Here is a 23,722-nt window from a genome sequence, read left to right as displayed (position 1 = left end):
TTGCGGACTGTCACTATAAGGGTCCGGTTTCACAATGCCACCTCCTGCAAAACAGTTTTGGCTTTCAGCCGAATATTATTATAACAATAAAAGGATTCGATTACAAGCGAAAGCCGCATATTTTGCGCACTATTTTCAGATTCTCGACAATATACGGAGATTTTAAGCAAAAACAGCCGAATTTCACCGGATTTCACCCACAAAAAGCTTCATCGACAGAAAGAAACTCCAAAATGTCCCACTTTGACGCAATAATATCTATTGTCTGAAAAATTGCTTTTGGACGTAAAAAGAGCCAAAACCCAAACAGGTTTCGGCCCTTTCAAAACAAAATTATTTGTTGCGGTTGAAAATGGACATAATATCCACAAACGTGTCATCTTCATCGTCAGCAGATGCCGGAGCTGCACTGGCTGACGCCTTTGCGGCAGGTGCGGTGGAAGAAACCTTCGGCTTTGCGGGAGCACTTGTTGTGCTGCCAAATGTACCATTCAGGACTTTGTCTGTATCGGCAGAAATATCTTCAGCCGGTTCAGAACCGTCATGTGTTGCAAAACCAGTTGCAATAACGGTAACGCTCATTTCGTCATCCATGTTCTCATCGAATGCAGCGCCCCAAATGATGTTTGCATCCTCGCTGGCCTGTTCGCTGATCATGGTAGAAGCAGTTTCAATTTCATCCAAACCAATATCCGGCGAAGAAGTGATGTTGATGATAACACCCTTCGCTCCGCTGATGCTGGTTTCTAAGAGCGGGCTGGAAATCGCCATATTTGCGGCGGCCTCTGCCTTGTCTTTACCGGAAGCGCGGCCAACGCCCATGTGTGCATAGCCTGCGTCCTTCATGACTGCTGTAACATCGGCAAAGTCCAAGTTGACCAAGCCAGGCAGCTTAATCAGGTCAGAAATGCTCTGTACGCCCTGACGCAGCACATCATCCGCAACGGAGAATGCATTCAGCAGGGTAATGCGCTGCTCAGAAACAAGCTTCAAGCGCTCATTAGGAATAACCACCAGGGAATCGACATGCTCGCGCAGCTGGGCAATACCAGCCTCTGCCTGCTCCATACGGCGGCGGCCCTCAAAACCAAACGGTTTTGTTACAATACCGACTGTCAGGATGCCAAGGTCACGGGCAATTTCCGCAACTACGGGTGCAGCACCGGTGCCGGTGCCGCCGCCCATGCCAGCGGTAATGAACACCATATCACTGCCCCGCACGGCCTCTGTGATGGCTTCGCGGCTTTCGTCTGCCGCTTTGCCGCCCATTTCCGGCTTGCTGCCGGCACCCTTGCCGTGGGTAACCTTTTCACCGATCTGTATCTTCTGTGTTGCCTTGGAGCGGTACAGAGCCTGTTTATCAGTATTGACGCTGATAAATTCAACTCCCTGAACACCCATTGTTACCATGCGGTCGATTGCATTGCCGCCGCCGCCGCCAACGCCGATCACTTTTATCTGAACAATGTTCTCGAAGTCGTTGTCAATTTCGAAAGGCATTTGCCGTTTCCTCCTTATTTATACATCCTGCAGCGAAGGCCGCACGAGTTCTCACTGTTTAGAATCTACTATACACAATCATATCATTAATTTAACACGTTTTGCGTCTGATTTCAATCATTTTTTTCGCTTTCCCGTTCTTTTCCCAAATCTGTGGAAACAGAAAAGCTGCAAAAATTCAATTCTTCAGGTTCTGCGGGCCGTTTCCCTTGTTTTAGACAGAAAAAATTCACTCGCCGCCGTCTTGAGCTGTATCTCCTCCTTGATTGCCGCCGGTATCCCCGTCATCCTGATCACCGCCGTCGGCAGTGCCGTTATCCGTACCTTCGGTATCAGCGGCTGCACTGTCTGTACTTTCATTCTCAGCTGATGACGTGCGGGAAGCACTGCTCTGCGCAGAGGAGGCTGCCGAGCTTGCCGCAGAAGACACTGCTGAAGATGCCGGCGTGAACCAGGTAATGGATTTCTCCTTGCCAACAGAGGAAACGTCAAAGGTTCCCTGCTCTGCCGAAAGATGCTGGTCAATCGTCGCCTTGACAAAGCGAAATTTTTTTTCAAGGTAAGTGGAATTGCCAAGCCGAATGGTCAGTACCTTTGAAGATTTTGTTTTGCAGGTCACACTCAAATTATATTCATCTGCCACATTAATGGAGGTTACACCAGTGAACCCCGCGGATTGCACCGCCTGTGCAATCTGCTGAAACAACGTGCTCTTCTTTGTATCTTTGTAAATTACTGTGCTGCCCACCTTTGCAGCCGTTATGTCCAGTCCCTTTACAGTCGGCACAGAGACCGGTGCCGCGGAAGAAATCTCCAACACTTTTCCCGAAGAATCCAAATACACATATTTGCTGTTCCAGGCCACTGCCCCGGCAACGGATGTTTCCTGCACCTGAATCAAGATTTTCGCCGGCAGACGGCGGCTAACCGATACCGTACCAAGATAGGGACAGGCTTGCTTTATCTTTCCGGCTGCATCCCCAACGTCAGACAAAAAAAGATTTTCTCCGGTTGAAATTCCGCAGGCACTGGTTATCTGCTGCTGCGAATATCTGCTTTTCCCTTCTACCTCTACTGACTGTATTTTAAATAGTACCGTCAGGCAAAGCACAACTGCCGTTGCAATTACAATTAAAAACACCACAATATAAAACAGCACCTGCATCCTTTTTCGGCGCCGCACTCGGTTATAGGCGCGCTGACGCTGCCCGGCGGACATCTGCCGCGGACCGGGTCCTCCTTGATTTTGTGTATTCCGTTCCATTCTCAATCCTCCGTATCGGGAATCCTTTCCACATCCGCCTCAAGCCCCTGCAGTGCCTGCTCAATGCGTTCATAGCCCCTGTCTATGTGATGCACACCACTGACAACTGTCTGCCCCTGTGCAACAAGTCCGGCAATTACCAGCGCTGCACCGCCGCGCAGATCAGCCGCCTCTACCGGCGCGCCGGAAAGCCCCGGCACCCCCTCCACTACTGCAACGCGCCCATCCACACGGATATTCGCACCCATACGCAGCAGCTCCCCAACATGCTTGTAGCGCTCCTCAAAGATATTTTCTACAAAAATGCTGGTACCGTGCGCCACCGTTGTCATCGCCATAATCGGCGCCTGCGCATCCGTTGGAAAGCCAGGGTACGGCATCGTGCGGATGCTGTGAACGCGGTTCAGCATTTTCGGCGGAACGATAGACAGTGTGCTGCCCTGCGTCAGGATTCGGCAGCCGGCCTCCTCAAAGACAGGCAGTACGGGCAGCAGATGACGCGGCACAACGTCCAGCAAAGTCAGGCGGCTTCCGGTGGCAGCAGCAGCAGCCAAGTAAGTGGCCGCTGCTATTCGATCGGGTATTACCCGATAGGTACAACCGCTGAGTTTTGGCACACCTTCGATGCACACCGTGCCGGTTCCAGCCCCAACAATCCGTGCACCACAGGCATTTAAGAAACCTGCTAAGTCCTCAATCTCCGGCTCTCGTGCGGCATTTTCCAGCACCGTGGTCCCTCGTGCAACAGAAGCCGCAATAAGTATGTTCTCGGTTGCACCGACACTTGGAAACGCTAAAGTGATGTCCGCCCCCTGCAGCCCGTTTGGAGCAGTACAGGTCAGGCGGCCATGATTTTCTGCAATGTTCACCCCCAGCCTGCGCAGTGCCTGCAAATGCAGGTCGATTGGGCGCGGGCCAAGCTCGCATCCGCCCGGAAAGCTAAGCGAAGCCTCCCCTGCGCGCCCGATGATGGCACCCAAAAAAATAATAGAGGAGCGCATTTCGCGCATAAGAACATCCGGAATTGCACAAGCAGACGCGGGGCGCGGATCCACTGCAACAACGCCGTCCTCAAACGAAGCACGGCAGCCCAGCTCCCGCAGGATCGTTACCGCTGTGTCCACATCTGAAAGATGCGGGCAGTTTTGCAGCACACAGGGCGAAGTACACAGCAGTGACGCCGCCAGCAGGGGCAAAGCGCTGTTTTTTGCGCCGTGGACCTGCAGCTCGCCGCGCAGCCTGCAAGGGCCGCTGATGCGTAATCTTGACATTTTAACACCCCCACATAGTCTGTGCCATACTATGCAGAGTGGTGGGGATTCGGTGAATCTGAAATAGAAAATTGCTTCACACCGGAGTTAGTATGCGCGGCGTTCCTGCAGCACTTCCTGAAGAATTTTGTATATTCTTTCGTTTGTGTTGAGAATCGCCATTTTCTGTGCGTTGGCTGCAAGGGAAGGTATGGTTTCCCGCTTTTCAAAGAGCGCCTTGACCTTACGAATCAGCGCAGCACCCGAAAGATCTTTCTCCTCCAAAATGACGGCAGCACCGCGGTTTACCATGCTCATGGCGTTGAAATACTGGTGATTTTCCGCGACATTTGGGCTGGGGATGATTAGGGCGGCACGTCCCTTCGCCTGCAGCTCGCTCAATGTAATGGCACCCGCGCGGCAAATCACCAAATCTGCCGCCGCAAGGCAGTCCGGCATATCATCAATGTACGGCCGAATATCAAAGTTTGGATGGTCAGCAGGGTCAGCACCGCACTCCTTCAGCTTCTCTGGAAACCAGCCGCCGTACTGCCCGTAAGCATGGATATGCTGGAAACTGTCCGTCTTTGCGGTTTCCTGCATCAAATCCAGTACCGCTTCATTGATTTTCTGTGCACCCAGACTGCCGCCGAAGGAAAGAATCAGTGGGCGGCTGTCCAGCCCAAGTTTACGGCGGGCAGCCTGCCGGTCGGCACGGATAACCGCCATGCGTACCGGGTTGCCGGTCAAGATGCAGCGCGCGTTTTTCGCCATAAATTTTTCCGCGTCCGCATTGGCAAGCATTACGCGGTCAGCGTTTTTGCTGAGCGCCTTGTTGGTAACACCCGGAAAAGCGTTCTGCTCATGAATCACTGCGGGAATGTGCAGCTTCATCGCTTCGCGGATAACCGGCCCTGAAACATATCCGCCCGTACCGACACAGATATCCGGTTTAAACTCCTGCAAAATTTTTTTCGACTCCGCGGTGGAAGTAAACAGATGCGCAATCGTTTTTACATTCTTTTTTAGATTCTGCAGACTGGGTTTGCGCTGAAAGCCAGAAATGGTAATGCTTTGAAAATCAAATCCGGCCTGCGGCACCAATCGTTCCTCCATACCGCCCTTTGCACCAATATACAAAATCTGCGCATCCGGCTCCTGTTCCTTCACATAACCGGCAATCGCCAGCGCCGGATTGATGTGCCCAGCGGTACCGCCGCCGGCAAACAAAATTTTCATACAGTCACTGCCCCTTTGTTAATGGAAATCAGCAGACACAACAAAAAGCAAAAGCACCGTTTGCGCCTTTGCCGTTTTGCTTCCGCTATGATTTTTCAATACTGGATGTTCGTGATATGGAAAGCACAAGCCCCATTTGTGCCAGCAGCATAACCAGCGAAGTACCGCCGTAGCTGAAAAACGGCAGGCTGACACCCGTGTTCGGAATTGTATTTGTTACAACTGCAATGTTCAAAACCACTTGGATGCCCACCTGCATGGTCAGGCCAACTCCCAGCAGCATACCGAATTTGTCCTTTGCCCGCAGGGAAATCATAACTCCCCGCCAAATGAGCACCGCAAACAAAATGATAATCAGCAGCGCACCGACAAAGCCGAGTTCCTCACAGACAATGGAAAAGATGAAGTCATTCTGTGGCTCCGGCAAATACAAATATTTTTGCCGGCTCTTGCCCAAACCCAGCCCAAGCAGCCGCCCGGAACCGATCGCATACAGGGACTGCTGCGTCTGCCATGCGTCATTTGAAGAAAGGGACGGGTCCCACGGGTTTTTCCAGATTGTCATTCGTGTAGAAACGTGCTGATAAAAAGGCAGATTTGCAACCCCAACCAGCGCCGCCGCCACCACACCGCCGCCAATTACGAACCACTTTGCAGGCAGGCCGCCCACAAACAGCATGACCGCCGCCAGCAGCACCAGAATAATCGTTGCGGACATATGCTTTTCCGCAATAACTAGCGCACAAATAATACCGATGGCGCCAATGTAGGTTAAAATGCGAAAACGTTTGCTTCTGGCATCTTTTTTGTCACCGTCTGCATTGGCCAGTAAATGTGCAAACACCAGAATCAGCGCAAACTTTGCAATTTCCGAGGGCTGGAACTGAAAACTGCCCAGCGTAATCCAGCGGTAAGCACCATTTGTCGGCCTTACCAGCGGGGAATTCTTTGCCACCACAGTAATGCCCAGCAAAATGACCGTAATAACATAAATTGGCAGCGCCAGCTTATGCAGATGGTGATAATCAAAATAGGAGATGGCAATCATCAGGATAATGCCGATAACTGCGTACTCTGCCTGATTCTTCACAAACAGATATGGTGTACCAAAGCGGTAGCTGGAGTTTGCGTAGCTTGCGGAAAAGACCATGACAAGACCCAAGGCAACCAAAAGCAGCACCAGAAAGAAAAAGGTCAAGTCCATGCCGGAACGGGCAGAAAGCAGCTTCAGTTTACTTTTCCATTTACCGCGCAGGTTATCGGCCCCGTGCGGTACCGCCTTTGCAGGCTGTGCGGCAGCGGGGCGCTGCAGTGCAGGACTTGGCCTGCGCTGCGGCTGCGCCGCACCTCTGCTGTAACTTGCCATGCTCTTTCCCCTTTCCGGTTTGAATTTAAAATTCTGAAATTTTACGGACTGCCCTTACACAATTCCGTAAGCGGTCATTGCAAGGAAAACGGACACTACGCCCGCCACGGCAGTCACTGCGCTGAACACCGCGCAGATTTTCACTTCACTCCAGCCGCTCATTTCAAAGCTGTGGTGAATCGGCGTCATTTTAAACAAACGCTTGCCGTGTGTTGCCTTGAAGTACGTTACCTGCAGCACAACTGAAAGAATTTCAATGATATAGATAATGCCCATGAGCAGAATCAAAATCGGGATGTTCAGGCCAAAGCCCATGGCACACACCATACCGCCCAAAAACAGCGAGCCGGTGTCCCCCATGAAGACTTTCGCAGGGTTAAAGTTCCAGATGAGAAAGCCGAGACAGCCGCCCGCACAGGCAGATGCAAGGATGCCCATGCCGGAGGATTTCAGCATGCCTGCAATAATCATGAAAAATACAGAAACAAAGAAAGTAACAGAACCATTCAGGCCGTCAATGCCGTCCGTAAAGTTAACGGCGTTCACCATTCCGATAATCCCAAGGAACGCAACAATCCAGAACCAGATGCCAAAATCGACTGGCCCAACAAATGGGATCATCGTTACGGAAGTTGCGCCTGCAAGCTTCATTGCAAACAAATAACCGCCCGCAGCCACACACTGCAGTGCCAGCTTCTGCACAACCGTCAATCCAAGGTTACGCTTCTTAACAACTTTAATATAGTCATCAATAAAGCCAATGCCGCCAAAAGCAAGTGCCATTAGATAACCACCGATCACACGTGTACCGACCATGTCATCGCTTAACGTTTTCCCGTTTTTCAAAAGCATTGGAATGCACGCCGCCAGTGCCACCAGAATGCCAACAATGAACATGAATCCACCCATAGTTGGTGTACCGTTCTTTTTTTGGTGCCACTTCGGCCCTACTTCACGTATCGTCTGCCCAAAATTGATTTTGTGCAGAAACGGCACCATCCATTTACCAAGCAGTGCGGTGACTGCAAAGGCAATTACTGCCGCCAAAATAATTGATAAAACGTCCATTACTCTCTTTCACCCTCCGATTTGGAGCACGATGCCCCCAGCTTAAAGAATCACCGCTGTTGCGCTTTTGTACAGCCGGCGGCTTCCTTAACTTTCGTATTATAGCACAAATCCTGCAAACGGCAAAATTTGTTTTGAAATTGAGTTTCATCTGTTCAAAACATCTGCTGCAAAGAAGCCAGCACCTGCGCGAACGGCGCCCCACACACCACTGCCGCCGAAGCAGCCATTAAAATCGTTTCTTCACCGCCCTGCGGCAGGCTGCGCAGCCGTACCCGGCCGATGCAGCCAACACCAACGATTTCAAACGCAGAAAAACCTTCAGCAGTTGTATGCAGACCGCACGCCGTGTAATCGGCAGCTTCTTCTTTCAGAGAATAGGTTGTCAGCTGCTTGCCGACAAGCCGCGGGTCTTCGTGCAGAGAATACTCTGCAAGGCATTTGGAAAAGCCCTCTGCATACTGCAGCATGGCAGCGCTGCTCACCAGCAGCAGTTCCTTTTCTTTTTCTCTGCCCGGCAGCACTGCGCGCAGATGTTCCCGCCCGCAGTCCTTCAGCAGCCTGTTCAGCAGCCGCGCCGTTTCCTCTTTTTCAACTACAACAGATGAACTGACCATGCAGCAGATGCCTCTCTTTCCGACACTCATCCAAAGCGCCTGCAGGAGGCGTCCTCCTGTATATCATACCGCAAAGGATGCGCGAATTTTATCAACCTGAGTTGCTTTGTTCCGCAAAGGTTACTGTAATGACCGTACCAGGCTGCACTTTTTCCCCAGCGGTCATGTTTTGTGTTGTTGCCACCGCTGTGGCAGTGCTGTTGTTGGTAGAAACGCCAGAAATAGAGATGTTCAGTCCGGCATCCGCAGCAAGGCTTTCCACCGTGCTGATGGAGTTGGTTCCGTCCCCAATCAGGTTCGGTACCTCCACCGTTTGGCTTTGGCTGTCGCCGTTTGTAAACAGCGCAATCGTGCCGCCGCGGGGAATACTGGAACCTGCCGCCGGCAGCTGGGAAACAATGTTTTCCCCATCGCCGTAAACACGGACCTGCAGTCCACCAGTCGCAGAAGATACCGCAGATTTCGCCTGCTGAATACTCTTACCTGTTACATCAGGTGTCTTTACATCCAGCTTTTGCTGCTCTTCGGTTGTATACTTCGGTTCAACCCCAAGGTACGGCAGAACTTCACTCATAACCTTGTTAAAAATTGGGCCGGATACGGCGTTTCCATAGTAGCTGGCACCGTTTGGCTCATCACAAAAGATCAGCAGTGCATACTGCGGATCATCCGCCGGAGCAAAGCCGCAGTATGACGCAATATAATATTTCTTTGCTTCTGACTGTGTTTTTCTCTTGTATGCGTTATCTTTATCAATTTTTTCACTGGTACCTGTTTTGCCGGCAATCCGGTAACCAGGAATATATCCGTTCTTTGCTGTACCGGCAATCGCATCTTTTTCCAGCATTGCAGCAACACGTTTGCTGGTGCTGGTGGAAATCACCTGACGCTTGGTAGTAGTCGGTGTTGTCTGCACGATATTGCCGTCGGCATCCACAATCTGTTTCACGATGTGCGGCTGCACCAAATATCCGCCGTTTGCAACGGCAGCGCAGGCAGTAATCATCTGTACCGGCGTAATCTTAAAGTTCTGGCCAAACCCCTCAACTGCCAAGTTTATTTTGTTTAAGTCCTCTTCTTTATAATAGCTATAGTTGACCGGCTCGCCGGGCAGATCAATGCCGGTCTGCTTGGTAAATCCAAATGCTTCAAAGTACTTGAAAAACCTGTGGTTGCCAAGGTTAATGCCAAGCGTAGCAAACTGTGGGTTGCAGGAATTCATAACAGCCTGCTCAAATGTTTCTGCGCCGTGTCCTGCGGTCTTCCAACAATGAATTTGTGTACCCTCAACATCCATTACACCCGTACAGGTAAATGGTGAGTTTTCCGTTACAATTCCCTCTTCCAACCCCATGGAAGCGGTGCACATCTTAAACACAGAGCCCGGCATATAGGTATCACTGACACACTTATTTCTCCACTTTTGCTGCAAAGCAGTCAATGTTGCGGCACTCTGTTGATCTTTTGGCAGCTTTGCAATGCTGGCCTTCTCACTGTCGGTCAGTACACGTGGGTCGTTTGGGTTGAAATTGCCCACTTCTGCAACACTTTCTGCCAGTATATCCTTACTGTCAAAGCCGCCGCGGGTTGCCATGCCGAGAATCTCGCCGGTCTTTACATTCATTAAAATGCCGCAGGCACGATCACCGACTTTGTTCTGTGTTGCGCCCTCATCCAAATATTTTTCCAAAGAATGCTGCACAACTTCGTCAATGGTCAACACCAGCGATGAGCCGTTCTGTGCTTTTACTTTTTGCTGATACTGAAACGGCATATCCGTCTGTGTGGCACTTTTTGCGGCGATGATACGGCCATTCACACCGGAAAGCTGGCTGTTGTACTCTGCCTCCAAGCCTTCCACACCGGCACCGTCATTGTTTGTAAAGCCCAGAACCTGACTGGCAAAATCCCCGTAAGGGTAGTACCGCTTATAATCCTCTACAAGGCTGATGATGCTGGAAATGCTGGACTTTTTGCCGCTGTCCTTGTAGTATTGGTCTTCATAGGCGACGATTTTATTTTTTGCGTCTGTTTCTACCTTGGTGGCAATAACTTCCCAAAAAGAATTTTTCTTATCATTGAGCACCTTTAAGACTGTATTTTTATCCAGCCCAAGTGCCTGATTCATGCAGTCGGCAATGCCTGCTTTCTGCTTTTCAATCGTTGCCAGCCGCTCTGTCTTCTCCTTTTCGGTCATCTGCGCGGTGCTGCCGCTGTACAGCTGTGCTGGTGCAAGAACCACCTTCCACACAGTTGCGCTCTGTGCCAGCTTCTTCATGTTGCAGTCATAAATAGTACCGCGCTGTGCCACAATAGTCGTATCTTTCAGCTGATTTTCCACTGCCTGTGACTTCAGTTCTTCGCCTTTGACCAACTGCAGCTTAACCAAACTGAACACAACTGTGCCAAAGCCGAAAATAATCAGCAGAATAAGCACGATTGTTGTGCGGCGCCACATTTTTGACGTTGTACCTTTTGCCATCGGCTTTCCTCCTTTAGCATTCTTCTTGCAGGTTCACAATAAAAAAAGAGTTAAGAAAACTGATCTTCTTAACTCTCCCCCACTTCATAGCCAAACTGCCAATTCAGTTCCTGCATCTTTTTAATTTTATTCTGACAAAATAAAATTTATGACAGCAGTGCACAGATGCGGTCCCAAATCTTCGTAAGAAAATCATCTCCGGTTTTCTGCACAACCTGCGCCTTATCCGCGCTGTTCATCTCAACAGTTTCCATCTGACTGGAATCTATTTTGGACATGCCAAGCTTTTGTGTCGCTGCCGTTTCCACTGTGGAAAGCGACTGCTTTGCATCATTTTTCATCTGCAGCTGGGTGTAAAGGCTCTGCTGTTCGCCAAGCGAATTGTCCGCCTCGCTGATTTGCACTGCCAATTCAGAAAGCTGTACCTGCCCGTACACAAACGTTGCCATGACACCAGCCATAACCACCAAACATATACAAATGGCAACCGTACGCAAAGGGTGCTTATGCAAGCGAACCTTTGCATGCTTTTTTGTGGATGCTTCAGGCATCTGCAGTACGCTACCCTGCGCAGCGGTATCCTGCTCTTGCCGCAGCTGCTCATCAGTATGTTGTTCAAACATAGAAAAGTCGTATGCCTCACCACTGCGCATTGCGGTCAACATCTCCATTTCATCAATATATACTATATTACCACAGGTTACTTGCATTAATTATGAACATAATGTTAATATTGTAACCTTGTTGTCATCATTATTACAATTTTGTACACACCCGCAGCCGCGCACTTCTGCTGCGGGGATTTTTCTCCAACTCTTCCTCGCTGGGAGAAAGTCCTTTGCGGTACAGCAACTCTGCACGCGGTTTTTTGCCGCAGACACACACTGGAAAATCCGGAGGGCAGGTGCAGCCTTGACACCACTCAGCCATTTGATGTTTAACAATGCGGTCTTCCAGAGAGTGAAAAGTAATCACACACAGCCGGCCGCCGATTGCCAGTGCTTCAAACGCTGCCGCAAGTCCTGCCTGCAAAGCGTCCAATTCACCATTCACCGCAATACGCAGTGCCTGAAAGGTCTGCCGTGCCGGATGCCCGGGTTTACGGCGAACTGCCGCCGGAACATTTGCTTTCACAATTTCCGCAAGCTGGCAGGTAGTCTCAATCGGCGCTTCTTCCCGCGCACGAACAATGCCCTGTGCAATGCGGGCAGCGAAGCGTTCCTCACCGTATTTGCTTAAAATCTCGGCAAGCTCCTGCCACGTCAGCGTGTTTACCAAGTCCTTTGCGCTGGCGCCCTCCTGACTCATCCGCATATCCAGCGGTGCGTCATGGTGATAGGAAAAGCCGCGTTCCGCATCGTCCAGCTGATGAGAGGAAACACCGATATCCAGCAGTACGCCGTCCACCGGAAGCATGTCCTCTTTTTGTGCAAGCGCCAGCATCTCTGAAAAGTTACCACGCCGCACCAAACTGTGCGGATTTCCGGCAAAACGCTTTTCGCAGACGGCAACAGCATCCGGGTCCTGGTCGATGGAAAGCAGCCGTCCGGTACCGGTCAGCTGGTCAAGAATCGCCTGACTGTGTCCTCCGCCGCCCGCCGTACCGTCAATATAGCGTCCGTCGGGCTTTACCGCAAGGCTTTTGATCGTTTCATGGAACAGTACGGGGATATGCTGAAATTCCATGTCTGCCTCCATTTACAGTTCCAGTTCGTCCATTGCTTCGGCAATGCTGTCTTCGGTCAGGTTGTCATTGAACGCGTTCCAAGCCGCTGTGTTCCAGATTTCCGCGCGGCTGGAAGCGCCAATAAAGGTAACATCCTTTGTCAAGCCCGCATGGTCACGCAGAATCTGCGGAATCAAAATGCGGCCCTGCTTGTCCGGAGCAACCTCCGCTGCACCGGAAAAGAAGAAGCGCTGCAGGCTGCGTGCCTTGCTGATGGGCATGGCGCGCACTTTTTCCTGCAGTCTGGCCCATTCTTCCGGAGAGAAAACGAACAGACAGTGGTCAAGTCCCTTGGCAATGTAAAAACACTCCCCTAAATCCTCGCGGAATTTAGAAGGAACAATCACACGCCCTTTGGCGTCGATATTATGCTGGTATTCACCTATCAACATAATCGCTACCATCTGGAAAGTGTGGCACTTCCTTTGTCAAGTGCTCCACTTTCCACCACCTTTCACCACTGATGAGTTTATTATAATCCAAACTAGCTTTGATTGCAACGATTTTTTATAAATTATGTAAACTCTTTTATGTGTCCTTAGCATATCCGATAAAAAACGGTTTATTTCTGCAAATTTTTACTTTTCCCTATCTGGTGAAAAGTAAAAAAGAACCGCTGCATACACTTTCAGGGTGCATACAGTGGTTCTTTCACGTGCAATATTATAAATTAGCCGATAAAGTTCAAATTAGTACATACCGCCCATGCCCGGGTCAGCTGCCGGCGCTGCCGGTGCCTTCGGTTCCGGCTTATCTGCAACCAAAGACTCGGTAGTCAGAACGGTTTCTGCAACGGAAGCAGCATTCTGCAGAGCAGAACGAGTAACCTTGGTCGGATCAACAACACCGAACTCAATCATATCGCCGTACTCGTCGGTAGCTGCATTGTAACCGTAGCTGACTTTGCCTTCGGACTTAATGTGCTCCAGAATGACAGAGCCTTCTACACCTGCGTTTGCAGCAATCTGGCGTGCCGGCTCTTCCAGAGCTTTCAGCACGATGGCGATACCGGTCTTTTCGTCGCCCTCTTTGCCGTCCAGCAGCTTCTCAACTGCAGGAATTGCGTTTACCAGAGCGGTACCGCCGCCTGCAACAATGCCTTCCTCAACAGCAGCCTTTGTGGAGTTGAGTGCATCCTCAATGCGCATCTTCTTTTCTTTCATTTCGATTTCGGTTGCAGCGCCGACCTTGATGACAGCTACGCCGCCAGCCAGCTTTGCAAGGCGCTCCTGCAGCTTTTCACGGTCAAAGTCAGAAGTGGTTTCCGCAATCTGTGCACGAATCTGTGCAGTGCGGGCTTCAATGTCTTTCTTGTCGCCGTTGCCGTCAACAATGATGGTGTTCTCTTTGTCAATCTTGACCTGACGTGCACGGCCCAGCATATCCAGCTCAACGTCCTTGAACTCAACACCGAGGTCAGCGGTAATGACAGTGCCGCCTGTCAGAGCTGCGATGTCCTGCAGCATTTCCTTGCGGCGGTCACCAAATCCCGGAGCCTTAACAGCGCAGAAGTTCAAAGTGCCGCGCAGTTTGTTCAGCAGCAGGTTGGTCAAAGCATCGCCTTCAACATCATCCGCAATAATCAGGAATTTCTTGCCGGTGTTGACGATTTTTTCGAGCAGCGGCAGGATTTCCTGAAATGCGGAAACCTTCTTGTCAGTGATGATGATGTACGGATCATCCAACTCGCAGACCATCTTGTCTGTATCGGTCACGAGGTAAGGAGAAACATAGCCGCGGTCAAACATCATGCCTTCCACGACTTCGCTGTAGGTGTCAGCAGTCTTGGATTCTTCAATGGTGATAACACCATCGTTGGTGACCTTCTCCATTGCATCGGCAATCAAGTCGCCGACAAAGGAACTGGAAGAAGAAACAGTTGCAACACGGGCAATGTCCTCCTTGCCGCTGACAGTCTTGCTGTTCTTTTTAATCGCCTCAACTGCTGCATCAACTGCTTCCTGCATGCCGTTGCGCACGACCATCGGATTTGCACCGGCGGTCACGTTCTTCATACCCTCGCGGATAAGTGCCTGTGCCAGAACAGTAGCGGTTGTGGTGCCGTCGCCTGCAACGTCGTTTGTCTTAGTTGCAACTTCCTTAACCAGCTGTGCGCCCATGTTCTCATAGGGGTCTTCCAGTTCGATTTCCTTTGCAATGGTCACACCGTCGTTGGTGATGAGCGGAGCGCCGTACTTTTTGTCAAGCACAACGTTGCGGCCCTTAGGCCCCAGTGTGATTTTTACTGTATCAGAAAGTTGGTCAACACCCTTCATAAGTGCCTTGCGAGCGTCTTCACCATAAATGATCTGTTTCGCCATTATGAATTACCTCCAGTTACTTCTATCGCGCAAAAAGCGCTGCGAATATTTTAATTACTCAACTACCGCAAGGATGTCAGACTGACGAACAATGGTATAATCCTCGCCGTCCATCTTTACTTCTGTGCCGGAATATTTACTGGTCAGTACACGGTCGCCGACTTTCACGGTCATTTTAACTTCCTTGCCGTCTACTAGACCGCCGGGGCCAACTGCAATAACGTCTGCCACCTGGGGCTTTTCTTTTGCGGTACCGGTCAGCAGGATGCCGCTCTTTGTGGTTTCTTCCGCCGCTTCCATCTTAATCAGGATTCTGTCGGACAAAGGTTTGATTGTCATTGAAATACGTCCTCCTTTAGTTTATGTTGAATAATTCGCTATTTTGTTTAGCACTCTTTGTACCTGAGTGCTAAATCTTATTTTACCTATTTTTTCTGAAAAATCAAGTGCTTTTTTCGAAAATCTTCTGATTTCATAAATTATTTACATTTGAGCACTTTATTATTCCTTTTAAGAAACAAAATAGCACTCCAAATCCAGGAGTGCTATTTTGCTGCGCTTCATCTTGCTTATTTTTCTCTTGGCGCACGATAGAACATATACACCTGGCACTTGATCATACCGTTGTACAGCTTGCGGCGCTTGTCAGCACGGCGGCCAAAGCATTCTTCAAATGTTTCATCCGGACTGATAACCGTGTAATTCCACCCGTGACGCGCAGGGAAGACTTTGCCCATGGTGCGGTACAGTTCCTCTGCCTGTTTCAAGTCCAGCAACCGCTCACCGTACGGCGGGTTGCAGATTACACAGCCGTGCTCGGTTTCCGGCGCAAAGTCCGCAAGGTCTGCCTTGACGGCTTTAATATGAGAAATCACACCTGCCTTGCGGGCATTGTCCAGTGTCAAGTCAACCGCTGCGCCGTCAATGTCGCTGCCCCAGCCCATAAAAGCCGCGTCCCGAACAACAAAGCTAAGTGCGCGGTCTTTTTCCCGCTTCCACGTGTCTTCCGGTATCTGCGGCCAGAACTGTGCGGAAAAGCGGCGCTGCAGGCCCGGCGCCATATGCATGGCATACATTGCGGATTCGATCAGAAGCGTACCGGAGCCGCAGCAGGGGTCATACAGATTCGCATCTGTGCGCACCCGGGAAAGCGCTGCCAGCGCTGCCGCCAGCGTTTCCTTAATCGGCGCCTCCGCCGCGTTCTGCCGGTAGCCGCGTTTGTGCAGACCTGCACCGGAAGTGTCCAGCATCACGCTGACCTGATCCTTCATAATCAGGAACTGCACCTGATAAAGTTCCCCGCTTTCCGCAAACCAGCTCACGTGGTATTTCTGTTTCAGGCGCTCCACGATTGCTTTTTTAATGATTTTCTGGCAGTCCGGAATACTGTGCAGCTGTGAGGAAAGGGAACGTCCCTTTACCGGAAACGCGTCATCCTTACCAATCCAGCGTTCCCACGGCAGTGCTTTCACATTTTCAAAAAGCTGGTCAAAGGTGCGTGCCGGAAAAGTTCCCATCAGAACCTGTATGCGCTCTGCAAAGCGGGAACCAATATTTGCACGCGCCAGCATCTGCGGCGTGCCATCAAAAATAACGCGCCCGTTCTGCGCTTCCACATTTTGTGCGTCCATTTCCCGCAGTTCCTGTGCGACCAGTCCTTCCACACCAAGCAGGCATGGTGCAGCTAATTTAAAGTCTTCCATTTTTCCTCCTGTACACAGTAAGGGAGGCCGGTAAAGTTCCCGGCCCCCGAAAGTTAAACCTTATATTGTTCAGTCGTTGTCCTCCGGCTCAAGCAGGCCATAGTTTCCTGCCTTGCGGCGGTAAACGACGTTGATCTCTTCTGTTTCCACATTGCGGAACATGAAGAATTGATGTTCCAGCATATTCATCTGCAAAATTGCTTCCTCAACGCTCATTGGCTTAACAATGAAGTGTTTGGTACGCACCACCTTGTAGTCTTCCTCAGGTTCCTCATTTGCATTCACATATTCCTGCAAATACTGGTCAAGTGCAACGGAATGAATCTGTTTGTCAAGTTTTGCCTTATTCTTGCGAATCTGACGCCCAAGCGTGCTGACCACCTGGTCAAGCGCGTTGTTCATCTCTGGGTCGGTTGCTTCACCGCGGAATATCATGCCATTGCTCTTAATCGTAATTTCAACGGTTTGGCGGTTGCGCTCTACCGTTACCACTACTTTGGCAGCCGCATTCTCATCAAAAATACGGTCAAAACGAGAAAGCTTTTTAACAGCCAGTTCCTTAAAGTTTTCGCGCAGATTTACTTTTCTTCCCGTAATTGTAACCTTCATACTCAGACATCTCCTTCGCGGAATGATAGAATTCAAATTTTTCTGATTCCTTGCCTATACAATAGCACATTCGCCAAAAAAATAAAAGGTCTAAGCGTGAATTTATTGTGAAATTTATAAAAATAATGTATTTTGGGGAGATAAGAATCACTTTTCGGCGATTACGCGTGAAAAAGCCAAAGTATAACAAGCTTGTGTCTTGGGGCATTCGCTCTTATGTCTTAGGACGCACGCAAGCAGAAAACCGGTGCCCTGCAGCCTCAATAAAAGCTGTTGCAAATTCAGGACACAAAGCATGGCGGGTGATTCTTTGCGACGTGACTTCGCCGCCGCAGGGAATGCTGCTGGTTACTTGTTTTAACAGCAAGGGCTTTACGGTCAAGACCTTGGGGCAAAGCCCCAACCCCCACAGCCTTGTGAACAAGGCTGGCGAAAACTTTACTGAAAGTGCTTTTTACAGCGCTGCGCTGGCGTGGCGCGTGACGTGGCAGCCCACATTCACCGCAACCGGCAAGCCTGCAATATGTGTTGGGTACTGCTCAATCGCAAGTGTCAGGCAGGTTACATCTCCGCCAAAGCCCTGCGGGCCAATGTGCAGCGCATTGACGGCATCCAACATCTTTTGTTCAAGTTCAGCATAGTACGGGTCAGCATTCTTTTCGGAAACCGGGCGGCACAGCGCCTGCTTTGCCAGCTCGGCGCACTTCTCAAAGTCGCCGCCGATGCCGACACCCAGCACGACCGGCGGGCAGGGATTACTTCCCGCCTGCCGCATGGTGTCTACCACAAAATCAATGATGTCCTGTTCGCTTGCCGCAGGCGTCAGCATTTTCAGGCGGCTCATATTTTCACTGCCAAACCCTTTCGGCGCTACTGTCAGGCGAATTTTATCTCCCGGCACAAGGCGGGTATGTAAGACAGCAGGTGTATTGTCGCCGGTATTACCGCGGCGAATCGGGTCAGCTGCTACGGAACAGCGCAGCAGTCCTTCAGTGTAGCCTTTGGAAACACCGCGGTTCACAGCGTCCTCAAAGCTGCCGGAAATGTGAACTTCCTGCCCCACTTCCGCAAAAACGACCGCCATGCCGGTATCCTGACACACCGGAATTTCCAGCTTTGCAGCGGCATCCATGTTGGCACACAAATCCTGCAGAATGCCTTTCCCAAGCGGACTGGTTTCTGTTTCAGCCTTGCAGTGAATACAGGCTTCCAAGTCCTGCGGCAGCTTGCGATTGGCCTCAATGCAGAGCCTTGCCACCGTATTTGTAATTTGTTGCGCGTCCAGTTCTCTCATAGCTGCCTCCTCCGCTTCAGCGGTTATCCAGAGCAATTACGCCATTGGTCACAACCATACGCGGTTTTGTAAAGTTGGAAAGCGGGTCTTCCGTAAAGAGTAAAAAGTCCGCATCCTTGCCCGTTTCCAATGAACCAACCCGATTTTCGAGGTGACAGATACGTGCCGGCTCAATCGTAATGGCACGCAGTGCGTCCTCGCGGCTCATGCCATCACGCACTGCAAGCCCTGCGCAAAGCGGCAAATACTGAATAGGGATTACGGAATGGTCGGTAATAATCGCGGTGCGCACGCCTGCTTTGCTGAGGATGCCCGGACACGCAGGCGTCAGGTTGCGCAGTTCCGGTTTGCTGCGCTCGGAAAGAAACGGACCTGACAGCACACGTACATTCTCCTTTGCCAGCCGTTCGGCAATCAAGTGTCCCTCGGTACCATGCACAATTACAAAATCCAAGTTGAATTCTTTGCCAATACGAATTGCAGTAAAAATATCATCTGCACGATGCGCATGAAAGTGGACTTCCACTTCACGGCGCAGAGCGGGCAGCAACGCTTCTGCTTTCATATCAAACTCCGGTGGATCGGTGTCCTCGTCCTCTTCGCTTTTTTGAAGCTCCTCCATGTAGCGCTGTGCCTTAAAAAGCTCTTCACGGATGAATGCAGCTGTTGCCATGCGGGTAACCGGGCCGCGTTCTTTTTCATGATATACGTTTTTCGGGTTCTCTCCCATTGCCATCTTAATGGCAACCGGCGCTTTCAAAATCATGTCATCCACGCAGCCGCTGGGGCAGTAAGTTTTAACCGCCGCCATCTGGCCGCCGATCGGGTTGGCACTGCCGGGGCCGGTTACAACAGTGGTAACACCCGCCTCCACCGCTTCGCGGAAATCGCGGTCCATTGGGTTCAGGCCATCAATCGCGCGCAGCTGCGGCGTGGTAGGATCTGTATCCTCATTGACGTCGTCGCCCTCAAAGGTCAGGCCATCCTCCATCATGCCAATGTGGGTATGAGCGTCAACAAAGCCAGGGTACATCGCCGCGCCACGGCAGTCATAAACTTCATCTGCAGTCTGCGGTGCAGGCATCTCGCCCAACGCCGCAATCACGTTTTCGTGGGTCTGCAGCCAGCCGTCTTTGAGAACTGTCCCTGCCATTGTGTGGATTTCTGCATGAATAAAAAGCATGGATTGTATATCTCCTTCTTGTAGTACTGTACTTAACCGCCAACTCTCTCTGCTGGACGGCAATCTAACCTCAGAGCAATGAAAAGCCGCGCCGTGGCAAGCGGGAAGCCCGCTGCCCGGTGCGGCTCGAAAACTTATTTTGAACTGTTGGAACGGCGGGAGTAACCGCCGTGTTTGCTTTCCACTGTTTTTTTCAGGTCAGACATTTTTTCATCGCTGGTCTGTTTAAAGTGCGACATCATATCTTCAAAATCGGCGGAATCGTTCCGGCGGGGCTGCCATTCGTAATTTCCGGGACGGTGCTGCTGCGGCTGCGGTTCCGGGCGGCGGCGCGGCGGACGTGGGGAACGCTGCGGGCGAGCGCCTCCCTGCTGGGCGCGGGCTGCTCCATTCTGCTGCCCTTCTACCTGTTTCATGGAAAGGCTGATTTTGTTGTTTTCACCGATACTTAGGACTTTGACTTTAACAGTCTGGCCCTCTGTTACAAAATCGTGGATTTCTTTCACAAACGTAGGTGCGATTTCAGAAATATGAACCATGCCCGTCTGCCCGGTGGGAAGCTCAATAAACGCACCAAACTTGGTAATGCCGGTAACCTTTCCTTCCAGGACTGTACCTACCTCAAGCTGCATAAAACTCTTTGTTCCTCCTTAAAATTTGCCCCGCCCTGCATGCGGTTAATCCCCGCCCGGGCAGATGAAGATTCTCTCTCCTGTTTTTGCCATGTTTAAGCTTTCGCGGGCCATGCGGGCAATATACTCACTGCTTTGGCCCTCGCTCGCCAACTCATGGCGGATGTCGCTGTTTTTAATTTCCTGTACCTGTATCTCACTTTGAATACTTTGCAGCTTTGCCTTTTGACTGCGTATCTGCATTTGCTGATTGACCACTGCCGCGAGCATATACAGACAAAACACGAGAATTGCCAGCCCAAGCAGGAGATTTCGTGTGCTCTTCTGTTTTTTTTGCGCTTTGATTTCCCGCATACGGCCTCACCATCCCCCGAACTGCACGTTTTTTGCCTTTTGCGGCCTTTCTGGCATTTTTTTTATTATACACGAACCTCTGTACAGATTTCAAGGCATTTTTCAAGGTAACCAGTACTTTTTTCGCAAGATGAACCGGAAATGTCAGTACTTTGCCAAGGAAACGCCCCAAACGGCACACCAAACGCCCCAACGGACGCAGCAAAAAACGTACTGCCGCATGCAGCAGCGCGCCCACCACAAAGGTAAGCAGCCGCCCCAGTGTTTCATAAATCAGCCAGAAGCCAAATCCTGCTCCAAGCAGCAGAAAGCCGCGCACCTCTCCCCAGTACACGCCCAGCGCCAGCAGTTTTACGCTTACCGCACACAGCACACCGAAAAATGCCTCCAGCACAATGCTGAACGCACCCCTTTCCCGCAGCTGTGCACGCACCGCGCGCAAAACACACCATACAACCGCCAGCGCTGCTCCAAGTGCGCAGAACAGCAGAAATGCAAACGTATTCTGGGAGTTGGAAGCGTCCATTACCGAAACAGGCGTGAGAGTCCCCCGCCGCGCTTTTCGTCGCCCACGTAGCTCATGGAAGCGACCGTGCCGGTCAGGGTAAGCTCGCCTGTTTCCACACTCAGCTTCTCAATATGCAGCCCTTCCCCGCGCACGATCAGCTGCCCCAGGGATGTGTAAACTACAACGGTCTGTTCGTCAAAGCTGTCTACATTTGAAACGCCTGTCGCGCGCAGCTCATGCCTGTTGTCCAGTGTAATCATGTGCGGCGCCTTGTTTGCCGTGCCTGTGTTTTTTTCTTCATACATGGTGCATACACCTCCTGTCCATACAGGAAGATATATGCACCGCGCCTGAAAGCTATTCTTCCAGCATACGATACATGGAAGCGGCGCTGTCCTTGGTGGCATATTCACTCACACTCAGCACCTCCGCCTTTACGGTGTGCGCGCCCAGCGAAATTTCCAGCGTATCTCCAACCTTTACGTCATAAGACGCGCGAGCGCTCTTGCCGTTCACCAGCACACGACCAGCGTCACAGGCTTCATTTGCAACGGTGCGGCGTTTGATAATGCGCGATATTTTTAAATATTTGTCCAACCTCATAAAATATAGATTCCTTTCTCAAATTTGTACGCAAAAGTGTTTAGAAGTTGCTTTCCGTCGCTTTCTGAGAAAGCGACCGCAGTGTGATTGCTCCCCTTTAGGGAAGATGCCCGCAGGGCAAAAGGGTTCCCGCCTCTGGTAAGAGGTGGGCTGCAAGCCCAGGTCTTGACCTTTGTAAGCACCTCCTACCAGCAGCCTGTCAGCCTTAAACGCTGCTTCTGTGCGGCGTGGCTTCGCCGCCGCAGGATAACTTTTGCTTGTTTCCTTTTTTCTAAATAGAAAGTGCTTTATGGTCAAGGGACAAGACCGTGGGCTTCACCCACACCTGCCGCCTTTGAAAAGGCGGGCGAAACTTTTACTGTACGGACGCTTCAGTGCCCTCTATGCTTTTCACGTCGCTTCTGCTCATGCAGCGCAAACTGCCGTTCTTTTTCCGCCTCCTGCTGCTCTCGGGTACGGATTTTTCTGGCCTGCCTGCCCTGTTCCTGCTGCTGTTTGAGCGCCTGCTGTGCCTTGGTGCCAATGCCGCACTGCTGCATCTGCCGGTTTGCGGCACGCTGCATGTGCTTCGGATTGATTTTCCGTTCCTGCGCTTCTTCCACAGCAATACCGCTGCTGAAACGCATCCGGCTCCAGTGCTTTACCAGCAGGTCATACACCTGAAAGTCCTTTGGTTCCGCGCCAAACACAATTCTGCACACTTCATAGTTTTCTCCGCAGCTGCGCTCGCATACACCGACCCAGAACGGGTCCTCAAAATACACGGTCAGCTGGGAAACGGTCTTATTCATTTTGGTTCCTCCTTAAAATATCCAAACCACAGAGAACGGACAACCAAGGAGGCAGGTTACTGACAGCACTTCTGCTGCGCCCGGACTACCGGCCGGGGCTGTGTTTTTATCTCTGTGTTTTTGTCGAAAGAAAAAGGCAGCTTCCGGTTACCGGTAAGCTGCCGCATCTCGCAAGAAATTACTTGTTCACAACGTCCTTAAAAGCTTTGCCGGCCTTGAAAGCCGGAACTTTGGAAGCCGGAATCTCAATGGTGCTGTTTGTGCGCGGGTCGCGGCCCTGGCGTGCGCTGCGGCTGCGGCACTCAAAGGTACCAAAGCCAACCAGCTGAACCTTTTCTTCGTGAGAAACAGCATCCACAATGGAATCGAGCACAGCAGCAACAACATTTTCAGCATCTTTCTTGGATACAGCAGCCTTTTCGGCAACCACATTAATCAGTTCGGTCTTATTCATTGTAAAATACCTCCGTTTATAAATCCTTTTCTTTTTCCACGCAATCCTGCGCAGTATCCTTACTGACAGCCTCCCATTCCGCAAATCCGCGGATGTAAGACTCAACTTCCTCACTCAGCACCTGCTCCGGCTCCAGCCCGGCCGCCCGTACTGCACGGACAGCCTGCATCAGCAATGCGCCTGCCTGCTGCGGGTCTGCCGCGGCGGGGTCCTGTTCCAGCGGATAGCCAGCCTGCTGTGCCTTTTTCTGCACTTTGGCGGCACGCATCAATGCAGGCAAAGCCGGCGAAACGCTCTGCAGCACCTTAGTGCCGCTGTTGCGGTGCTTGCTTTCCTGCTTAATCGCGTCCCAGTTTTGCAGAACTTCTTCCACATTTGCAGCCTGCACACAGCCAAACACATGAGGATGGCGCTCAATCATTTTCTTTGCCACACCGTCAACAATATCATCAAAAGAAAAACGGTCGGTTTCCTCTTCCAACTGGCAGTGAAACAGCACCTGAAACAGAACATCCCCCAGTTCCTCACACAGGAGCGTTGGGTTTTCGGTGTCGATTGCTTCCACAGCCTCATAGGTTTCCTCAATGAAGTTGTTTCGGATGGAGTGGTGGTTCTGCTCGCGGTCCCACGGGCAGCCCTCCGGTGAACGCAGAATTTTAATAATCTGCCGCATATCTTGTAAATCATACCGCTTTTTCGGCTGAAAATTCACTTCTGCAGTACCCCCAGTGCCAAATCATGTTAAAGCTTTATCTATT

The 23,722-nt window shown here is 51.0% G+C and carries 25 protein-coding genes; all 25 read right to left on the bottom strand.

What is annotated here, in order from left to right; all coding sequences use genetic code 11:
* Window positions 1-333 precede the first annotated feature (333 nt).
* The 25 genes from ftsZ to mazG all read right to left on the bottom strand — a co-directional run bounded on the left by ftsZ (window position 334) and on the right by mazG (window position 23,676).
* On the bottom strand, window positions 334-1,500 hold the full coding sequence (gene ftsZ, locus H6X83_RS03115) for a cell division protein FtsZ (RefSeq protein WP_212507717.1): 1,167 nt from the start codon (window positions 1,498-1,500) through the stop codon (window positions 334-336).
* A 229-nt stretch (window positions 1,501-1,729) separates the two neighbouring features.
* Window positions 1,730-2,764 carry a cell division protein FtsQ/DivIB gene (locus tag H6X83_RS03110; protein ID WP_212507716.1) on the bottom strand — a complete coding sequence of 345 codons (1,035 nt, stop codon included), beginning with the start codon at window positions 2,762-2,764 and terminating at the stop codon, window positions 1,730-1,732.
* Window positions 2,765-2,766: 2 nt separating this feature from the next.
* Window positions 2,767-4,035 carry a UDP-N-acetylglucosamine 1-carboxyvinyltransferase gene (murA, locus tag H6X83_RS03105; RefSeq protein WP_212507715.1) on the bottom strand — a complete coding sequence of 423 codons (1,269 nt, stop codon included), beginning with the start codon at window positions 4,033-4,035 and terminating at the stop codon, window positions 2,767-2,769.
* 87 nt (window positions 4,036-4,122) lie between these two features.
* On the bottom strand, window positions 4,123-5,253 hold the full coding sequence (gene murG / locus H6X83_RS03100) for an undecaprenyldiphospho-muramoylpentapeptide beta-N-acetylglucosaminyltransferase (RefSeq protein WP_212507714.1): 1,131 nt from the start codon (window positions 5,251-5,253) through the stop codon (window positions 4,123-4,125).
* Window positions 5,254-5,338: 85 nt separating this feature from the next.
* Entirely contained in the window at window positions 5,339-6,619 is a 1,281-nt protein-coding gene (locus tag H6X83_RS03095; RefSeq protein ID WP_246419475.1) for an FtsW/RodA/SpoVE family cell cycle protein, read from the bottom strand.
* A gap of 54 nt (window positions 6,620-6,673) precedes the next feature.
* Complete coding sequence (mraY, locus tag H6X83_RS03090) at window positions 6,674-7,687, bottom strand: phospho-N-acetylmuramoyl-pentapeptide-transferase (protein ID WP_212507713.1); 1,014 nt, start codon at window positions 7,685-7,687, stop codon at window positions 6,674-6,676.
* A gap of 155 nt (window positions 7,688-7,842) precedes the next feature.
* Complete coding sequence (locus H6X83_RS03085) at window positions 7,843-8,334, bottom strand: hypothetical protein (RefSeq protein WP_212507712.1); 492 nt, start codon at window positions 8,332-8,334, stop codon at window positions 7,843-7,845.
* A 61-nt stretch (window positions 8,335-8,395) separates the two neighbouring features.
* A complete protein-coding gene (locus H6X83_RS03080; protein ID WP_212507711.1) occupies window positions 8,396-10,786 on the bottom strand; it encodes a penicillin-binding transpeptidase domain-containing protein in 2,391 nt (796 codons plus the stop codon).
* A gap of 146 nt (window positions 10,787-10,932) precedes the next feature.
* Entirely contained in the window at window positions 10,933-11,439 is a 507-nt protein-coding gene (locus tag H6X83_RS03075; protein ID WP_212507710.1) for a hypothetical protein, read from the bottom strand.
* A gap of 103 nt (window positions 11,440-11,542) precedes the next feature.
* Window positions 11,543-12,472 carry a 16S rRNA (cytosine(1402)-N(4))-methyltransferase RsmH gene (gene rsmH, locus H6X83_RS03070; RefSeq protein ID WP_212507709.1) on the bottom strand — a complete coding sequence of 310 codons (930 nt, stop codon included), beginning with the start codon at window positions 12,470-12,472 and terminating at the stop codon, window positions 11,543-11,545.
* Between the two features lie 12 nt (window positions 12,473-12,484).
* On the bottom strand, window positions 12,485-12,904 hold the full coding sequence (gene mraZ / locus H6X83_RS03065; RefSeq protein ID WP_212507708.1) for a division/cell wall cluster transcriptional repressor MraZ: 420 nt from the start codon (window positions 12,902-12,904) through the stop codon (window positions 12,485-12,487).
* Window positions 12,905-13,201: 297 nt separating this feature from the next.
* The gene (gene groL, locus H6X83_RS03060; RefSeq protein WP_212507707.1) at window positions 13,202-14,833 is read right to left on the bottom strand and encodes a chaperonin GroEL; all 1,632 of its coding nucleotides are present in this window, start codon (window positions 14,831-14,833) and stop codon (window positions 13,202-13,204) included.
* Between the two features lie 54 nt (window positions 14,834-14,887).
* Window positions 14,888-15,172 carry a co-chaperone GroES gene (locus tag H6X83_RS03055; RefSeq protein ID WP_212507706.1) on the bottom strand — a complete coding sequence of 95 codons (285 nt, stop codon included), beginning with the start codon at window positions 15,170-15,172 and terminating at the stop codon, window positions 14,888-14,890.
* Window positions 15,173-15,402: 230 nt separating this feature from the next.
* Window positions 15,403-16,536 (bottom strand): THUMP domain-containing class I SAM-dependent RNA methyltransferase, encoded by a 1,134-nt coding sequence (locus tag H6X83_RS03050; protein ID WP_212507705.1) that lies wholly within the window; start codon window positions 16,534-16,536, stop codon window positions 15,403-15,405.
* A 69-nt stretch (window positions 16,537-16,605) separates the two neighbouring features.
* Window positions 16,606-17,145, bottom strand: coding sequence for a ribosome hibernation-promoting factor, HPF/YfiA family (hpf, locus tag H6X83_RS03045; RefSeq protein ID WP_212507704.1), 540 nt, complete (start codon window positions 17,143-17,145; stop codon window positions 16,606-16,608).
* A 454-nt stretch (window positions 17,146-17,599) separates the two neighbouring features.
* On the bottom strand, window positions 17,600-18,439 hold the full coding sequence (locus tag H6X83_RS03040; RefSeq protein WP_212507703.1) for a fumarate hydratase: 840 nt from the start codon (window positions 18,437-18,439) through the stop codon (window positions 17,600-17,602).
* 16 nt (window positions 18,440-18,455) lie between these two features.
* Window positions 18,456-19,622, bottom strand: a complete 1,167-nt coding sequence (locus tag H6X83_RS03035) for an amidohydrolase (protein ID WP_212507702.1) — start codon at window positions 19,620-19,622, stop codon at window positions 18,456-18,458.
* A 134-nt stretch (window positions 19,623-19,756) separates the two neighbouring features.
* Window positions 19,757-20,254, bottom strand: a complete 498-nt coding sequence (locus tag H6X83_RS03030) for a S1 RNA-binding domain-containing protein (protein WP_212507701.1) — start codon at window positions 20,252-20,254, stop codon at window positions 19,757-19,759.
* 45 nt (window positions 20,255-20,299) lie between these two features.
* Window positions 20,300-20,497, bottom strand: coding sequence for an FtsB family cell division protein (locus H6X83_RS14535; RefSeq protein WP_246419473.1), 198 nt, complete (start codon window positions 20,495-20,497; stop codon window positions 20,300-20,302).
* Window positions 20,451-21,134 carry a spore cortex biosynthesis protein YabQ gene (yabQ, locus tag H6X83_RS14530; protein ID WP_246419471.1) on the bottom strand — a complete coding sequence of 228 codons (684 nt, stop codon included), beginning with the start codon at window positions 21,132-21,134 and terminating at the stop codon, window positions 20,451-20,453. The genes H6X83_RS14535 and yabQ overlap by 47 nt, the downstream gene beginning before the upstream one ends.
* Window positions 21,134-21,421 carry a sporulation protein YabP gene (yabP, locus tag H6X83_RS03020; protein WP_212507699.1) on the bottom strand — a complete coding sequence of 96 codons (288 nt, stop codon included), beginning with the start codon at window positions 21,419-21,421 and terminating at the stop codon, window positions 21,134-21,136. Before yabP ends, yabQ begins: the two co-directional genes overlap by 1 nt.
* 52 nt (window positions 21,422-21,473) lie before the next feature.
* Complete coding sequence (locus H6X83_RS03015) at window positions 21,474-21,719, bottom strand: RNA-binding S4 domain-containing protein (protein ID WP_212507698.1); 246 nt, start codon at window positions 21,717-21,719, stop codon at window positions 21,474-21,476.
* Window positions 21,720-22,090: 371 nt separating this feature from the next.
* A complete protein-coding gene (locus H6X83_RS03010) occupies window positions 22,091-22,510 on the bottom strand; it encodes a YjdF family protein (protein WP_212507697.1) in 420 nt (139 codons plus the stop codon).
* A 178-nt stretch (window positions 22,511-22,688) separates the two neighbouring features.
* Window positions 22,689-22,964 carry an HU family DNA-binding protein gene (locus H6X83_RS03005; RefSeq protein WP_212507696.1) on the bottom strand — a complete coding sequence of 92 codons (276 nt, stop codon included), beginning with the start codon at window positions 22,962-22,964 and terminating at the stop codon, window positions 22,689-22,691.
* 16 nt (window positions 22,965-22,980) lie between these two features.
* The gene (gene mazG, locus H6X83_RS03000) at window positions 22,981-23,676 is read right to left on the bottom strand and encodes a nucleoside triphosphate pyrophosphohydrolase (RefSeq protein WP_212507695.1); all 696 of its coding nucleotides are present in this window, start codon (window positions 23,674-23,676) and stop codon (window positions 22,981-22,983) included.
* Window positions 23,677-23,722 lie beyond the last annotated feature (46 nt).

The organism is Caproicibacterium amylolyticum (assembly GCF_014467055.1).
Taxonomy (GTDB): Bacteria; Bacillota; Clostridia; order Oscillospirales; family Acutalibacteraceae; genus Caproicibacterium; species Caproicibacterium amylolyticum.
This window is presented reverse-complemented; position numbering and strand designations above follow the sequence as displayed.

Excerpts from the sequence above, each read along its gene's own strand:
- H6X83_RS03080 (WP_212507711.1), bottom strand. The coding sequence starts at position 10,786 with ATGGCAAAAGGTACAACGTCAAAAATGTGGCGCCGCACAACAATCGTG.
- H6X83_RS03085 (WP_212507712.1), bottom strand. The coding sequence starts at position 8,334 with ATGAGTGTCGGAAAGAGAGGCATCTGCTGCATGGTCAGTTCATCTGTT.
- groL (WP_212507707.1), bottom strand. The coding sequence starts at position 14,833 with ATGGCGAAACAGATCATTTATGGTGAAGACGCTCGCAAGGCACTTATG.
- H6X83_RS03110 (WP_212507716.1), bottom strand. The coding sequence starts at position 2,764 with ATGGAACGGAATACACAAAATCAAGGAGGACCCGGTCCGCGGCAGATG.
- H6X83_RS03005 (WP_212507696.1), bottom strand. The coding sequence starts at position 22,964 with ATGAATAAGACCGAACTGATTAATGTGGTTGCCGAAAAGGCTGCTGTA.
- mraZ (WP_212507708.1), bottom strand. The coding sequence starts at position 12,904 with ATGTTGATAGGTGAATACCAGCATAATATCGACGCCAAAGGGCGTGTG.
- rsmH (WP_212507709.1), bottom strand. The coding sequence starts at position 12,472 with ATGGAATTTCAGCATATCCCCGTACTGTTCCATGAAACGATCAAAAGC.
- H6X83_RS03095 (WP_246419475.1), bottom strand. The coding sequence starts at position 6,619 with ATGGCAAGTTACAGCAGAGGTGCGGCGCAGCCGCAGCGCAGGCCAAGT.
- H6X83_RS03075 (WP_212507710.1), bottom strand. The coding sequence starts at position 11,439 with ATGCGCAGTGGTGAGGCATACGACTTTTCTATGTTTGAACAACATACT.
- H6X83_RS03050 (WP_212507705.1), bottom strand. The coding sequence starts at position 16,536 with ATGGAAGACTTTAAATTAGCTGCACCATGCCTGCTTGGTGTGGAAGGA.
- ftsZ (WP_212507717.1), bottom strand. The coding sequence starts at position 1,500 with ATGCCTTTCGAAATTGACAACGACTTCGAGAACATTGTTCAGATAAAA.
- H6X83_RS03015 (WP_212507698.1), bottom strand. The coding sequence starts at position 21,719 with ATGAGGTTGGACAAATATTTAAAAATATCGCGCATTATCAAACGCCGC.
- H6X83_RS14535 (WP_246419473.1), bottom strand. The coding sequence starts at position 20,497 with ATGCAGATACGCAGTCAAAAGGCAAAGCTGCAAAGTATTCAAAGTGAG.
- murG (WP_212507714.1), bottom strand. The coding sequence starts at position 5,253 with ATGAAAATTTTGTTTGCCGGCGGCGGTACCGCTGGGCACATCAATCCG.
- yabP (WP_212507699.1), bottom strand. The coding sequence starts at position 21,421 with ATGTATGAAGAAAAAAACACAGGCACGGCAAACAAGGCGCCGCACATG.
- H6X83_RS03055 (WP_212507706.1), bottom strand. The coding sequence starts at position 15,172 with ATGACAATCAAACCTTTGTCCGACAGAATCCTGATTAAGATGGAAGCG.
- H6X83_RS03010 (WP_212507697.1), bottom strand. The coding sequence starts at position 22,510 with ATGAATAAGACCGTTTCCCAGCTGACCGTGTATTTTGAGGACCCGTTC.
- yabQ (WP_246419471.1), bottom strand. The coding sequence starts at position 21,134 with ATGGACGCTTCCAACTCCCAGAATACGTTTGCATTTCTGCTGTTCTGC.
- hpf (WP_212507704.1), bottom strand. The coding sequence starts at position 17,145 with ATGAAGGTTACAATTACGGGAAGAAAAGTAAATCTGCGCGAAAACTTT.
- murA (WP_212507715.1), bottom strand. The coding sequence starts at position 4,035 with ATGTCAAGATTACGCATCAGCGGCCCTTGCAGGCTGCGCGGCGAGCTG.
- H6X83_RS03035 (WP_212507702.1), bottom strand. The coding sequence starts at position 19,622 with ATGCTTTTTATTCATGCAGAAATCCACACAATGGCAGGGACAGTTCTC.
- H6X83_RS03040 (WP_212507703.1), bottom strand. The coding sequence starts at position 18,439 with ATGAGAGAACTGGACGCGCAACAAATTACAAATACGGTGGCAAGGCTC.
- H6X83_RS03030 (WP_212507701.1), bottom strand. The coding sequence starts at position 20,254 with ATGCAGCTTGAGGTAGGTACAGTCCTGGAAGGAAAGGTTACCGGCATT.
- mraY (WP_212507713.1), bottom strand. The coding sequence starts at position 7,687 with ATGGACGTTTTATCAATTATTTTGGCGGCAGTAATTGCCTTTGCAGTC.